Genomic DNA, 13,676 nt, shown 5'->3' on the forward strand with positions numbered 1-13,676 from the left:
GAGATGAGCACCGCCCTGGACACCCGGCGGTCGGCCGAAGCCGCGGCCGCCGCTGCGACGAAGGCAGCCACGGCCCCCAAGGGCCTGCTGCCGGTCATCCTGACCGCCACCTTCATGACCGCCCTGGACGTCTTCGTCGTCAACGTCGCCGTCCCCTCCCTCCAGGCCGACCTGGGCGCCGGCCCCGCCGCCGTCCAGTGGGTGATGGCCGGGTTCAGCCTGGCCCTGGCGGCCGGGCTGGTCACCGCTGGCCGGCTCGGCGACCGCTACGGCCGCCGCCGGGTGTTCGCGCTCGGCCTGGCCCTGTTCACCCTCGCCTCCGCGGCCTGCGGCCTCGCCCCCACCGCCGCCGCGCTGGTCGGCTCCCGGGTCGCCCAGGGGCTGGCGGCGGCGCTGATGGGCCCGCAGGTGCTGGCGATCCTGCGGACGGCCTTCAGCGGCGCGGCGCAGGCGCGGGCCTTCGCCCGGTACGGGCTGACCATGGGCGTCGGCGCGGTGTTCGGCCAGCTGATCGGCGGGCTGCTGATCCGCGCGGACCTCCTCGGCCTCGGCTGGCGCAGCTGCTTCCTGATCAACCTGCCGATCGGCCTGGCCGCCCTCGCCCTGGTCCGCCGCTGCCTGCCGGAGTCGCGCGCCCCGCAGCGGCCCGGACTGGACCCGGTCGGCGTCCTGCTGGTCACCCTCGGGCTGACCGGCCTGGTGCTGCCGCTGATCCAGGGGCCCGGGCTGGGCTGGCCGCTGTGGACCGGGCTCTGCCTCGCCGCCTCGCTCGTCCTGCTCGCCGCCTTCGCCGTCCACCAGCACCGCACCACCTCGACCTCCGCCGGGAGCAACACGGCTCCGCTGGTCGACACCCGGCTGTTCCGCAGCCGCGCCTTCAGCGCCGGCCTGCTCGCCCAACTCGCCTTCTGGCTCGGCCAGGCCTCCTTCTTCCTGGTGCTCGCCCTGCACCTGCAGCTCGGCCGCGGCCTGGACGCGCTCGGCGCCGGGCTGGTGTTCACCGCGATCGGCCTCGGCTACCTGCTCACCTCCAACACCACCCACCGGGTCACCGCCCGCCTCGGCGAGCCCCGCACGATCACCGTCGGCGGCCTGCTGATGACCGCCGGACTGGGCCTGCTCGCCCTGGCCGCCTACGGCGCGGCGGACGGCGGCGTCTGGTGGCTGGCGCCCGGGCTGTTCGTCGACGGCCTCGGCATGGGCCTGGTGATCGCCCCGGTCACCACCGTCGCCCTGGCGGCCGTCGAGCCGGGGCTGGCCGGTTCGGCGGCCGGGGTGGTGTCCACCGTGCAGCAGGTCGGCGGCGCCGTCGGGATCGCGCTGATCGGCCTGGTCTACTACGGCGCGGGCGACGCCACCGCAGCCTTCGGCCGCAGCGTGACGGCGCTCGCGGTGCTGGAGCTGGTGCTCGTCGGACTGGTCCGGCTGCTGCCGCCGGCGACCAGGCGGGAGGCCGGGCGTTCGTGAACACCGCGGGGACGGAACGGGCGGGCGGGTCGAACCCACCCGCCCGTTCCGTTCCCTCCCCCGGATCGGGTTGGATGGTCGGATGAGCGAGGAGAAGAGCGCCGCACCGGCGTGGGAGCAGCGGTTCAGGGCGGCCCGGGTGTCGCTGCCGGACTGGGCCGACGACGCCCCCGACCGGGCCCTGTACGTGTCCAACTCGACCGGCACCTACGAGGTCTACGCCTGGGACCGCGCCACCGGAACCCACCGTCAGGTCACCGACCGCCCGAACGGCACCACCGACGCCGAGCTGTCCCCGGACGGCGCCTGGGTCTGGTGGTTCGACGACCACGACGGCGACGAGTTCGGCGTCTGGCGCCGCCAGCCCTTCGCGGGCGGCCCGGACGAGGAGGCCGTGCCCGGCCTCGCCCCCTCCTACTCGGCCGGCCTGGCCCTCGGCCGCGACGGCACCGTGGTCGTCGGCCGCTCCACCGACGAGGACGGCACCACCCTGCACCTGCGCCGCCCCGGCGCGGCCGAGCCGGTCGAGATCTACCGGCACGCGGAGTACGGCGGCGTCGGCGACCTCAGCCACGACGGCACGCTGCTCGCCATCGACCACACCGAGCACGGCGACGCGATGCACTCCGCGATCCGCGTGGTGCGGCTCGGCGGGGACGGCGTCGGGACCGTCGCCGAGCTGGACGAGGTGACCGGCCGGGACGAGCCGCGCGGTGTCGCCTGCCTGGGCTTCGCCCCGGTCGAGGGCGACACCCGCCTGCTGGTCGCCCACCAGCGCACCGGCCGCTGGGAGCCGATGATCTGGGACGTCGCCACCGGCGCCGAGACGGCCCTCCCGCTGCGCGACGAGCAGGGCCGCGAGCTGCCCGGCGACGTCTCCGCGCAGTGGCGGCCGGACGCCGGGTCGCTGCTGGTCGAGCACGAGTACGAGGCGCGCAGCGAGCTGTTCTCGTACTCGCTCGCGGACGGCCGGCTGACCCGCCTGGACACCCCGCGCGGCACGGTCGGCGGCGCCACCGCCCGTCCGGACGGCACCGTGGAGTACCTGTGGTCCTCCGCCGCCGAGCCCTCGGCCGTCCGCTCCACCGCCGGTACGGTCGTGCTGCGGGCGCCCGGCTCGGTGCCGCCCGGTTCCGTCCCGGTCGAGGACGTCTGGGTGGACGGCCCCGGCGGGCGGGTGCACGCCCTGGTGCAGCGCCCGGCCGGCAGCACCCCGGCCGACGGCCCGCTGCCGACCGTCTTCGAGATCCACGGCGGCCCGACCCACCACGACAGCGACTCCTTCGCGGCCGGCCCGGCCGCCTGGCTGGACCACGGCTTCGCGGTGGTCCGGGTCAACTACCGCGGCTCGACCGGCTACGGCCAGGCCTGGACCGACGCGCTGCACGAGCGGGTCGGCCTGATCGAGCTGGAGGACATCGCGGCGGTCCGGGAGTGGGCGGTCTCCAGCGGCCTGGCCGACCCGCGGCGCCTGGTGCTCACCGGTGGCAGCTGGGGCGGCTACCTGACCCTGCTCGGCCTCGGCGTCCAGCCCGACAGCTGGTCGCTCGGCGTCGCCGCCGTGCCGGTCGCGGACTACCACACCGCGTACGCCGACGAGATGGAGGCGCTCAAGTCGCTGGACCGCACGCTCTTCGGCGGCACCCCGGAGGAGGTCCCGGAGCGCTTCACCGCCTCCTCGCCGCTGACCTACGTCGAGCGGGTGCGGGTGCCGGTCTACATCAGCGCCGGGGTGAACGACCCGCGCTGCCCGATCCGGCAGATCGACAACTACGTCGAGCGGCTGGAGCAGCTCGACAAGCCGCACGAGGTGTACCGGTACGACGCCGGGCACGGCTCGCTGGTGGTGGAGGAGCGGATCAGGCAGCTGCGGCTGGAGATCGACTTCGTCCGCCGGTACCTGGGTGTTCCGGGCGGGGCCCCGGGAGGGGATGCGTGAGGCGTCTGCTGACGCTCGCGGGAGCTGCGGTGGCGGGGGCGCTGGCGCTCACCGGCTGCACGGGCTCGCCCGGCGACGAGGCGGCCTGCCCGCCCCCGGCCGGTCCGGTGCTGCCCAGCCCCAAGGCCACTGTCCCGACCGGGCCCGCGCTGCCGTCGCCGACCGCCTCGACGCCCCCGGCGGGCGCGGCCGGGTCGGCTGGCTCGCTCGTCGTCCGGGCGGCTTACCAGCCGGACGGGGACACCGTCCAGCTCGCCAAGGGGTCGAAGGGGTCGAGCGGGTCGAAGGGGTCGAGCAAGTCCAAGGGCTCGTCCGGCTCGAAGGGGCGCACCGTGCACCACCACATCGACCACTACGACTCCGACGGGAACGGCAGCCGGAGCCACTGCCACAACGGGACGCCGGAGGAGGACGACGACATGTCGACGCCGTTCGGCGGCGCCAGCCCGGCCGTCCCCGCCCAGACGCCGACGCAGGCTCCCACCCCGGCCCTGTCGGCGGTCACGACCCCGACCAAGCCGGTGCCGGCGCCCGGCAAGCCCACGCGGTAGGACCCGGGAGACAGGCCCCGAGGTCAGTCCAGGACCGGGTCCAGCCCGAGGGCCCGGTCCTGCGCCGCCTCCACCTCGCGGCGCAGCAGGCGGAACCACATGAAGACCACGAAGCCCGCGAAGACGAACCACTCCAGGGTGTATCCCAGGTTCTGGAAGGCGCGCAGGGTGAGCCCGTCGCCGCCCTGCGGCTGCACGGTCGGTACGGCGGTCAGCCCGGCGGGCACCTGGTCGGCGGCCACCCAGCCGTCGTACCAGCCGTCGTACTCCAGCACGTTCAGCAGCGAGGCCCGGTTGATCATGCCGAGCTGTCCGGCGGGCAGACCACCGGCCACCGCGCCGTTGCTGCCCACGGCCTCGTTGGCCTGCAGCCGCCCGCTCACCGTCACCTGCCCGGTCGGCGGCGCCTCGGCCACCGCCCCGGACGGGGCCCCGGGCAGCCAGCCCCGCACCACTGCGACGGCGTGTCCGTCGGCGGTGCGCAGCGGGGTGAGCACGTAGTAGCCCTGCTTGCCGTCCACCACACGGTTGGGGACGAGGAGTTGGTGCTCGGTGTCATAGCTGCCGGTCACCGTGACGGGCTTGCCGACGGTCTCGGTGGTCACGTGCGCGCCGGCCGGGGTGAGCAGGGCGTCGATTGGCTTGGCGTCACCCGAAGCGGTGAGGGACTGCTTGGTCTCCTGGCGCGTGGCGACGCGGTCCTCGAACCGGCCGAGCTGCCAGGAGCCCAGCCAGACGCACACCGCCACGGCCGCCACGGCCAACGCGGTGCCGCCGAGCCAGCGCGGAGTCAGGAGGAACCGGTACACACCCCCCACGGTAACCATTCCTCACACCGTCCCGGACCACAGGGTCCGCCGGGGACGGGAGTCGCGGGAGGCGGGAGCCCCGTCGGGCGCCGCTCAGCCCGTCGTCGGCGTCCCCGACGGCTGGGCCGCCACCCCGCCGGCGGCCTGCACCCCGCCCCGGTAGAGCGTCCCCCCGCAGGCGACCGGCAGCGAGGCCGTCGCGGCCGTCGGGCTGCCCGGGGCCGGGGTGTGGGCGATGGTGGCGGTCGCCGGGGCGGTGGTGGGGTTGCCGGTCGGGGTGGCCGTCGGGCTGGGCGCCGAGGTGGGACCGGAGGTGGGCGTGGAGCTCGGTTGCGGGTTGGCGCTCGGGGCCGCGGAGTTGCCGGAGGCGGGGGCGGCCGAGGCGGCGGGGGCCTGGGTGGTCAGGGACACCTGGTTGGCCCCGGTGGGCGCGCTGGTCGCGGTGCCGCCGGAGCCGCAGCCCTGGTCGGGGATCCAGGCGAACGGCACCCGGTACCCGGCCTGCGGCGCCAGCACCGGCGGCTCGGTGTCCATGGCCGGCAGGCTGCCCGCCGGGTCGCCGGGGGCGTGGTCGGCCGTACGGACGCGGCTGCGGTCGGTGCCGCTGACCTCGGTGACGGCCACCGCGCCGGGACCGCCGAGGCGGCAGCTGTGCCCGGAGACGTTGTAGACCGTGAAGGAGCCGAGGATCCGCCCCTGCCCGTCGGCCGAGCCGACCTGCGCGGTGCCCTGCCCGAGGTCCGACCGGGTGCACAGCGGGATGATCCCGCCGTCCCCGGTGCCGGGGGCCCCGGTGGGAGTGATGGTGCCGCCGCCCCGGGTGGCGTCCGCGCCGGGGCTGGGCGAGGCGGCGACGGTGCCCGAGGACGGCGCGGTGTCCCCGGTACCGCTCGGACCGGTGCGCGAGGCGGCGCCGGTGCCGCCGACCCCGCCGGACGACCTGCCGCTGGGGGCCGCGGGGGCGGGGCTCTGGGCCTCGGTCGAGCCGGGTCCGCCGGAGAGCCCGAGGTGGTCCCCCTCGTGCAGGACGGGCAGCGCGATCGAAACGGCCAGCGCCAGCGCCGCCGCGCCGGTCCAGGCCCCGCGTCGGGCGGCCCGGCGCCGGGGGACGGCCTGACGGATGCGGGGCAGCGCACCGGACTCGGGCTGGATCCCGGCCACCGCGTGGTGCATCAGCTCGCGCAGCGCCCGTTCCTCGGAGGAGAGCCCCGAGAGGTCGTCGTCCCCGGGCCGCTGCCAGGCGCCGTCAGCCATGTCCGGCCTCCATCTGGGTCCGGAGGGCGGCTAGTCCGCGCGATCCGTAGGCCTTGACCGATCCGAGCGAGATGCCCAGGGTCTCGGCGACCTGCGCCTCCGTCATGTCCACGAAGTAACGCAGCACCAGAACCTCCCGCTGACGGCGTTGCAGACCACGCAGCGCGGCCTTCAACTGGTCGCGCTCCAGGGCATCGTAGGCACCTTCTTCTGCACTGGCCATGTCAGGCATCGGCTTCGGCAGGAGTCGCAGGCCGAGGATCCGTCGGCGCAGCGTGGAGCGCGACAGGTTCACCACCGTCTGCCGCAGGTAGGCCAGGGTCTTCTCGGGTTCGCGCACCCGCCGCCGGGCGGCGTGCACCCGGATGAACGCCTCCTGCACGACATCCTCACAGCTGGAGAGGTCGTCCAGGAGCAGCGCGGCAAGCCGCAGCAGCGAGCGGTAGTGCGCCTGGTAGGTCTCGGTGAGCAGGTCCTCGCTGGTACCCGCGTCGGTACCCGCGCCGGAATCCGCCGCACCGGGTGCGGCCGCCGTCATCTGGTCGTCTTCCGGCCTACTCGAAGACCACGGGGCGCGCGACGGGAAGGCCACCGCGGCTCTCGCCGGGCTGCCCGTCCTTGCCCCCACCATCACGTTCGCCACGCCCGTTGGACACTCGATCCCCTGTCATGGTTGCCCAGCCCGGGGGCCATTCTTCCGTATCGACGGAAGAGGCCTCCAGGGGATTCCCACGGGATTCCGGACGGATTGTGTCGAGGAGCGGACACAGGTCCGGACATCCTCGGGCACAAGGGACCCTCAGGTCCCGGACGTCGCGGGCCTATTCCTCCCCCGCCGTCAGCTCACGGGCCACCAGCTCGGCGATCTGCAGCAGGTTCAGTGCGGCCCCCTTGCGCAGGTTGTCGCCGCAGAGGAAGAGGTCGAGGGCGTCCGGCTCGTCCAGCGCCCGGCGCACCCGCCCGGCCCAGACCGGGTCGGTGCCGACCACGTCGTTGGGCGTCGGGAACTCCCCGGCCGCCGGGTCATCGTAGAGCACCACGCCGGGCGTCTCGCGCAGGATGTCCTGCGCGTGCTCCTGGCTGACCTCGCGTTCGAAGCGGGCGTGCACGGCCAGCGCGTGGGTGCGGACCACCGGGATGCGGACACAGGTCGCGGAGACCTTCAGGGCGGGCAGGCCGAGGATCTTGCGGGCCTCGTCGCGCAGCCCGAGTTCCTGGGCGGACCAGCCGCCCTCGCGCAGGCCGCCGGTCCAGGGCACGGCGTTGAGGGCGAGCGGGGCCGCGAACGGCCCGTCGTCGGCGATCACCGCGCGCAGGTCGCCGGTCTGCCGGCCGACCTCGGTACCGGCCACCAGCGCGGTCTGCTCGCGCAGCGCCGCGACGCCCTCGCGGCCCTCGCCGCTGGCGGCCTGGTAGGTGGCGACGACCAACTGCTCCAGCCCGTACTCGGCGTGCAGCGCGCCGACCGCCGCGACCATCGTGAGCGTGGTGCCGGCCGGGCTGGCCACGATGCCGCGCGGACGGATCCGCAGCGCCGCCGCGTTGACCTCGGGAACGACCAGCGGCACGTCCCCGGCGGTCCGGAAGGCGGCCGAGTCGTCCACCACCACGACGCCCTTGGCCGCCGCGATCGGCGCCCACTGGGCGGAGATCTGGTCGGGGACGGCGAACACGGCGACGTCGATCCCGGCGAAGGCCTCCTCCGTCAGCGGGACGACCCTGACCGCCTCCCCGCGCACGACCGGCTCACGGCCGGCCGAACGCGGGGAGGCGACGAGTCGGATCTCGCCCCAGATGTCCTGACGGAGCGAGAGGAGACCGAGCAGCACCTCGCCGACCGCGCCCGTGGCGCCGACGACGGCGAGGTTCGGACGCCGGGTCATCGCCCGGAGCCCCCGCCCGGCTTCCGGGTCATCGCCCGGTGCCGCCGTAGACGACGGCCTCGTCCGTCTCACTGTCCAGGCCGAAGGCACTGTGCACGGCGCGGACCGCCTCCGGAACGTCCTCGGCGCGGGTGACCACCGAGATGCGGATCTCCGAGGTGGAGATCAGCTCGATGTTGACGCCTGCGGCGGAGAGCGCCTCGAAGAAGGTGGCGGTGACGCCCGGGTTGGAGCGCATGCCGGCGCCGACCAGCGAGATCTTGCCGATCGCGTCGTCGTAGCGCAGCGACTCGTAGCCGATGCCCTCCTTGACCCGGCCCAGCGCGTCGATGGCCTTCTGGCCCTCGGTCTTGGGCAGGGTGAAGGAGATGTCGGTCAGGCCGGTCGACGCGGCGGAGACGTTCTGCACCACCATGTCGATGTTGACCTCGGCGTCGGCGATGGCGCGGAAGATGCGCGCCGCCTCGCCCGGCTTGTCGGGCACGCCGACCACCGTGACCTTGGCCTCGGAGGTGTCGTGGGCGACTCCGGAGATGATGGCCTGCTCCATCTCGCCCCCTTCGGGCTTGTTCGGGTTGTCGTTGCTGACGATCGTCCCGGGAAGACCCGAGAAGGACGAGCGTACGTGAATCGGGATGTTGTAGCGGCGGGCGTACTCCACACAGCGGTCGAGCAGCACCTTGGACCCGGACGAGGCCAGCTCCAGCATGTCCTCGTACGCGATCCAGTCGATCTTGCGGGCCTTCTTCACCACGCGCGGGTCGGCGGTGAACACGCCGTCCACGTCGGTGTAGATCTCGCAGACCTCGGCCCTGAGGGCCGCCGCGAGGGCGACGGCGGTGGTGTCCGAGCCGCCGCGGCCCAGCGTGGTGATGTCCTTGCTGCTCTGGGACACGCCCTGGAAACCGGCCACGATCGCGATGTTGCCCTCGTCCAGGGCGGTGCGGATGCGGCCCGGCGTCACGTCGATGATGCGCGCCTTGTTGTGGACGGAGTCGGTGATGACACCGGCCTGACTGCCCGTGAACGACTGGGCCTCGTGACCCAGGGATTTGATCGCCATGGCCAGCAGTGCCATGGAGATGCGCTCTCCAGCGGTCAGCAGCATGTCGAACTCACGGCCGGCAGGAAGCGGTGACACCTGCTCCGCGAGTTCGATGAGCTCGTCCGTCGTGTCGCCCATCGCGGACACCACGACGACGACCTCATGGCCGGCCTTCTTGGCGTCAACGATTCGACGGGCCACGCGCTTGATGCCTGCGGCATCCGCAACGGATGAGCCGCCGTACTTCTGCACGACAAGGCCCACGTGCGCTCCTCGACTTGTGTCGTTTTCCGGGGGCGACTGGCCCCCGTACCCCCGGGGGAGAGGGGGGTGCGGTCGGCGTCAGTCTACCGAGCAGGGGCCCCGCAACTGCGGCTTTCCATATGATGAGACGGCTGTTTCAGCACGTGAGCGGCAGCACGGGCGGTGCCACCGGCAGGTCTGCGGGGCGTTCGGCACGGTCCCGAAGAATGTCGGACGAATGGACGGTGCCGCGGCCGGATTTCTTTTCCGGGCGGATCGCTGAGGCTTTCGTCACATATTCGCGGCCCGCTACCGGATCCGCCACCCGACTGCCGCCGGATCCGCCGTCCGACTGCCGCTGTCAGCGCCCGAGACCGAGCTCGGCCGCCATCAGGTCGCCGGCCTGCTGCTCCAGCTGCTCGTCCGTGAGCCCGTCGTCGTCGGTGTCCGCGCCGTCCGGCACCGCCCCGATCGGGCTGTCCAACCGGACGTGGGCGATCAGCGACTGCAGCGCCCGCAGCACCGCGGTACAGGTCGTGCCCCAGTTGGAGAGGTACGAGAACTGCCACCACCACAGCGCCTCGCTGACCCGGCCCTCGCGGTAGTGGGTCAGGCCGTGCTGGAGCTCGCTGACCACGCCGGCCAGGTCGTCCGAGATCCGGAAGGCGTTCGGCTTCTCCGGCGGGCCGTACGGGTCGAAGACCTCGTGGTAGACGTCGATCGGCGCGAGCAGCGCGGCGAGGCGCTCGCGCAGCTGCTCGCCGTCCGGCTCCGGCCCGGCGTCGGGCTCGAAGCGGTCCTCGGGGACGACGTCCTCGATGGCGCCCAGCCGACCGCCGGCCAGCAGCAGCTGGGAGACCTCCAGGAGCAGCAGCGAGACCGCACTGCCCGGTTCGTCGCCCTTGGCGACCTCGGTGACGGCGAGCACGAAGCTCTCCACCGAGTCGGCGATCTGCACGGCGAAGTCGTCGGGCTCCGAGCCGTGACCGTGAATGTGCGGGGCGTGGGTCGTGGGCCCCTCGTGAAGCTGGGGGCCGGTGGGCTGCTGGTTGATCGTCCGGTCAGACATCGAGCAGTCGTCTCCCTTCGAAGGCGCGGCCGAGGGTGACCTCGTCCGCGTACTCCAGGTCCCCGCCGACGGGCAGTCCGCTCGCCAGACGGGTCACCTTCAGGCCCATCGGCTTGCAGAGCCGGGCCAGATAGGTGGCGGTCGCCTCCCCCTCCAGGTTGGGGTCGGTGGCCAGGATCAGCTCGGTGACCGTGCCGTCCGCGAGGCGCGAGAGCAGCTCGCGGATGCGCAGGTCGTCCGGGCCGACGCCCTCGATGGGGCTGATCGCGCCGCCCAGCACGTGGTAGCGGCCGCGGAACTCACGGGTGCGCTCGATGGCGACGACGTCCTTGGGCTCCTCGACCACGCAGATGACGCCGAGGTCGCGGCGCGGGTCCAGGCAGACCCGGCACTGCTCGGCCTCCGCGACGTTGCCGCAGACCACGCAGAAGCGGACCTTGTCCTTGACCTCCAGCAGCGCGTGCGCGAGGCGGCGCACGTCGGTCGGGTCGGCCTGCAACACGTGGAAGGCGATCCGCTGGGCGCTCTTGGGCCCGACGCCGGGCAGCCTGCCCAGTTCGTCGATCAGGTCCTGAACCACGCCCTCGTACACGTCGCGCCTTCCCTCGGATGGTCGGTGGTGCTCCGGTGCCATCATCCAACGAATCGGGCGCCGGACACACCGCCCGACGCCCGACTCCCGCAGAAATCACACGGGTCTGTCGTATGAACTTCAGACCGTCTACTTACAAACCGGGCGCTGATCGATGCCCCGGCCTGGCCCCTGGCCTGCGCTGACCCGGCCCTGACCTACGCCCTGACCTGCGTCAGAACGGCAGGCCGGGGATCCCGCCGCCCAGGCCCTGGGTGAGCGGGCCCATCCGGTCGGCCTGCATCTTCTGCGCGGCCTGGTTGGCGTCCCGGACGGCCGCCAGGATCAGGTCGGCCAGGGTCTCGGTGTCCTCCGGGTCCACGGCGGCCGGGGCGATGGTCAGCGCCACCAGCTCACCGGAACCGGTCACCGTGGCCTCGACCAGGCCGCCGCCCGCCGTACCGTTCACCTTCGCCTCGGCCAGCTCCTGCTGGGCCTTGGCGAGCTCTTCCTGCATCTTCTGCGCCTGCTTGAGCAGCTGCTGCATGTTGGGCTGACCACCACCGGGGAACACGGCTCACTCCTTGCTGTCATGCGGTTCGTCGTTCGTCGCCGCCGAGCCTACGTCTTCGCTCAACTGCCGGGAGTCAGTCGGCGGGGCTCAGTTGCCCCGGTGGTGGATCTCCTCCAGCACCGTGGCACCCAGCTCGCGGATGATCAGCTCCTGGCCGGAGAACGCCTCCTCGTTGAGGTCCGGGTCGTCCTCCTCCGGGATGTCGTCCTCCGGGGCCACCGACTGCACCGGACGGGCCTGGGGCACCGCCGCGGGCGGCGGGGCCTGCACCGGCGCCGGGGCCGGCGCCTGGACCCGGGGCTGCGGCTGGACCGGGGCGGGGGCCTGCTGAACCGGCGCCGGGGCGGGGGCGGCCATCGGCGGCGCGGCGGCCGCCGGACGGACCGGGGCTCCCCAGCCGCCGCCGGCCGGGGCCGCGCTCGGGGCCGCGCCGGCACCGCCGGACGGGTCCACGATGCACTCGATCCGCCAGTCCACTCCCAGCGCGTCACCCAGCGCCTGGCGCAGCACGTCGTCGCTGTTGCTGCCGACGAAGCTGTCCCGGGCGCCGGCGTTGATGAACGACACCTGGAGCGTGCTGCCGTCGAACCCGGCCACCTGGCCGTTCTGGCTGAGCAGGATCCAGGTGAAGCGACGGCGGTTCTTCACCGCCTCCAGGATCTGCGGCCACAGCTGCCGGACCTGCGCGGCGCCCTGCTGCGCGGCCGCGGACGGCTGGCCGCCGGGGGCGGCCGCCGCGGGCACGGGCGTGGGCACGGGGGCCGGTGCCGCGACGGGCGCCGGGGCGGCCTGCGGCTGCGGCGCGGGGGCCACGGCGGGGGCCGGGGCGCCTCCGGCGGGCGGGAAGCTGCGCGGGATCGGCCAGGCGCCCGGCGCGGGCCCGGCGGGGGCCGGGGGCGGCGGGGCCTGCACGGGGGCGGCCTGGACGGGCGGCGCCGCCATCGGGGCGGCCTCGGCCACCGGGGCCGGTGCCGTCACGGGCGCGGGCGCCTCCATCGACGGGACACCCACCGGCGCGGCCATGGGGGCCATGCCCGTAGCTGCGGCGAGCCCACCGGCCGCCGCCCGCCGCTCCAGCTTGTCCAGGCGGGCCTGCAGCGACAGCTCGTCGCTGTACGCGCCCGGCAGCATCACCCGGGCGCAGATCAGCTCCAGCTGCAGCCGGGGCGCCGCGTTGCCGCGCATCTCGGTCAGCCCGGTGTTGACGATGTCCGCCGCCCGGCTCAGCTCGGCCGCGCCGAACGCGTCCGCCTGCGCCTGCATCACCGCGACCCGGTCGGCCGGGGCGTCGATCAGCCCCTTCTCCCCCGCGTCCGGCACCGTGGCGAGGATCACCAGGTCGCGCAGCCGCTCCAGCAGGTCGGTGACGAAGCGGCGCGGGTCGTGCCCGCCCTCGACCACCCGGTCGATCACCTGGAACACCGTCGCCCCGTCGTGCGCGGCGAAGGCGTCCACCACCTCGTCCAGCAGCGCGGAGTCCGTGTACCCGAGCAGCGCGGTGGCCATCTGGTACGTGACGCCCTCGTCCCCGGCGCCGGCCAGCAGCTGGTCCATGACCGACATCGAGTCACGCACCGAGCCCGCGCCGGCCCGTACCACCAACGGGAACACCGGGTCCTCGACCTGGATGCCCTCGCGGCCGCAGACGTCCGCCAGGTAGTCGCGCAGCGTGCCGGGCGGGACCAGCCGGAACGGGTAGTGGTGGGTACGGGACCGGATCGTCCCGATCACCTTCTCCGGCTCGGTGGTCGCGAAGATGAACTTGAGGTGCTCCGGCGGTTCCTCGACCACCTTGAGCAGCGCGTTGAACCCGGCCGAGGTCACCATGTGCGCCTCGTCCAGGATGAAGATCTTGTACCGGCTGTGCACCGGCGCGAAGAAGGCCCGCTCGCGCAGCTCGCGCGCGTCGTCCACACCACCGTGCGAGGCCGCGTCGATCTCGATCACGTCGATCGAGCCGGGCCCGCCGGTCGCGAGGTCCCGACAGGACTGGCACTCCCCGCAGGGCGTCGGCGTCGGCCCCTGCTCACAGTTCAGACAGCGGGCCAGGATGCGCGCGCTCGTCGTCTTGCCACAGCCGCGCGGCCCGCTGAACAGGTACGCGTGGTTGACCCTGTTGTTGCGCAGGGCCTGCTGGAGCGGAGCGGTCACGTGCTCCTGCCCGATGACCTCCGCGAAGGTCTCGGGGCGGTAGCGGCGGTACAGGGCTAGGGACACACCACCGACGATATCGGGACGGACCGACAAACGCGTCGCCCCTCCACTCCCGGC

At 73.9% G+C, this 13,676-nt stretch carries 12 protein-coding genes; 3 read left to right on the plus strand and 9 right to left on the minus strand.

All coding sequences use genetic code 11. The features are described from left to right. Positions 1-3 precede the first annotated feature (3 nt). The 3 genes from ACWC9T_RS00255 to ACWC9T_RS00265 all read left to right on the plus strand — a co-directional run bounded on the left by ACWC9T_RS00255 (position 4) and on the right by ACWC9T_RS00265 (position 3,957). A complete protein-coding gene (locus tag ACWC9T_RS00255; protein WP_449818829.1) occupies positions 4-1,467 on the plus strand; it encodes an MFS transporter in 1,464 nt (487 codons plus the stop codon). A gap of 82 nt (positions 1,468-1,549) precedes the next feature. Beyond that, on the plus strand, positions 1,550-3,406 hold the full coding sequence (locus tag ACWC9T_RS00260) for a S9 family peptidase (RefSeq protein WP_449818830.1): 1,857 nt from the start codon (positions 1,550-1,552) through the stop codon (positions 3,404-3,406). Beyond that, positions 3,403-3,957: a hypothetical protein gene (locus ACWC9T_RS00265; protein WP_449818831.1), complete on the plus strand. Its 555-nt coding sequence runs from the start codon at positions 3,403-3,405 to the stop codon at positions 3,955-3,957. Before ACWC9T_RS00260 ends, ACWC9T_RS00265 begins: the two co-directional genes overlap by 4 nt. Positions 3,958-3,980: 23 nt before the next feature. Here the strand turns inward: ACWC9T_RS00265 and ACWC9T_RS00270 are convergent, their stop codons facing one another. From ACWC9T_RS00270 to ACWC9T_RS00310, 9 genes are all read right to left on the minus strand, one after another. Continuing rightward, the gene (locus ACWC9T_RS00270; protein ID WP_449818832.1) at positions 3,981-4,766 is read right to left on the minus strand and encodes an SURF1 family protein; all 786 of its coding nucleotides are present in this window, start codon (positions 4,764-4,766) and stop codon (positions 3,981-3,983) included. A 93-nt stretch (positions 4,767-4,859) separates the two neighbouring features. Then, positions 4,860-6,020, minus strand: a complete 1,161-nt coding sequence (locus ACWC9T_RS00275; protein WP_449818833.1) for a hypothetical protein — start codon at positions 6,018-6,020, stop codon at positions 4,860-4,862. Beyond that, entirely contained in the window at positions 6,013-6,558 is a 546-nt protein-coding gene (locus ACWC9T_RS00280) for a SigE family RNA polymerase sigma factor (protein WP_449818834.1), read from the minus strand. The genes ACWC9T_RS00275 and ACWC9T_RS00280 overlap by 8 nt, the downstream gene beginning before the upstream one ends. A 283-nt stretch (positions 6,559-6,841) precedes the next feature. Further along, positions 6,842-7,903: an aspartate-semialdehyde dehydrogenase gene (locus ACWC9T_RS00285; RefSeq protein WP_449818835.1), complete on the minus strand. Its 1,062-nt coding sequence runs from the start codon at positions 7,901-7,903 to the stop codon at positions 6,842-6,844. Between the two features lie 28 nt (positions 7,904-7,931). Then, positions 7,932-9,212: an aspartate kinase gene (locus tag ACWC9T_RS00290; RefSeq protein ID WP_449818836.1), complete on the minus strand. Its 1,281-nt coding sequence runs from the start codon at positions 9,210-9,212 to the stop codon at positions 7,932-7,934. A gap of 340 nt (positions 9,213-9,552) precedes the next feature. Next, positions 9,553-10,260 carry a DUF5063 domain-containing protein gene (locus ACWC9T_RS00295; protein ID WP_449818837.1) on the minus strand — a complete coding sequence of 236 codons (708 nt, stop codon included), beginning with the start codon at positions 10,258-10,260 and terminating at the stop codon, positions 9,553-9,555. After that, positions 10,253-10,852 carry a recombination mediator RecR gene (recR, locus tag ACWC9T_RS00300; protein WP_355668740.1) on the minus strand — a complete coding sequence of 200 codons (600 nt, stop codon included), beginning with the start codon at positions 10,850-10,852 and terminating at the stop codon, positions 10,253-10,255. The genes ACWC9T_RS00295 and recR overlap by 8 nt, the downstream gene beginning before the upstream one ends. Positions 10,853-11,066: 214 nt before the next feature. Then, complete coding sequence (locus ACWC9T_RS00305; protein ID WP_355668741.1) at positions 11,067-11,405, minus strand: YbaB/EbfC family nucleoid-associated protein; 339 nt, start codon at positions 11,403-11,405, stop codon at positions 11,067-11,069. Between the two features lie 87 nt (positions 11,406-11,492). Beyond that, complete coding sequence (locus ACWC9T_RS00310; RefSeq protein ID WP_449818838.1) at positions 11,493-13,622, minus strand: DNA polymerase III subunit gamma and tau; 2,130 nt, start codon at positions 13,620-13,622, stop codon at positions 11,493-11,495. Positions 13,623-13,676: the final 54 nt, after the last annotated feature.

It is taken from the genome of Kitasatospora sp. NPDC001159 (assembly GCF_053598235.1).

What these genes read in the sequence shown, in the direction of transcription:
- ACWC9T_RS00255 (WP_449818829.1), top strand. Translation starts at nt 4, where the DNA reads ATGAGCACCGCCCTGGACACCCGGCGGTCGGCCGAAGCCGCGGCCGCC.
- ACWC9T_RS00260 (WP_449818830.1), top strand. Translation starts at nt 1,550, where the DNA reads ATGAGCGAGGAGAAGAGCGCCGCACCGGCGTGGGAGCAGCGGTTCAGG.
- ACWC9T_RS00275 (WP_449818833.1), bottom strand. Translation starts at nt 6,020, where the DNA reads ATGGCTGACGGCGCCTGGCAGCGGCCCGGGGACGACGACCTCTCGGGG.
- ACWC9T_RS00280 (WP_449818834.1), bottom strand. Translation starts at nt 6,558, where the DNA reads ATGACGGCGGCCGCACCCGGTGCGGCGGATTCCGGCGCGGGTACCGAC.
- ACWC9T_RS00285 (WP_449818835.1), bottom strand. Translation starts at nt 7,903, where the DNA reads ATGACCCGGCGTCCGAACCTCGCCGTCGTCGGCGCCACGGGCGCGGTC.
- ACWC9T_RS00295 (WP_449818837.1), bottom strand. Translation starts at nt 10,260, where the DNA reads ATGTCTGACCGGACGATCAACCAGCAGCCCACCGGCCCCCAGCTTCAC.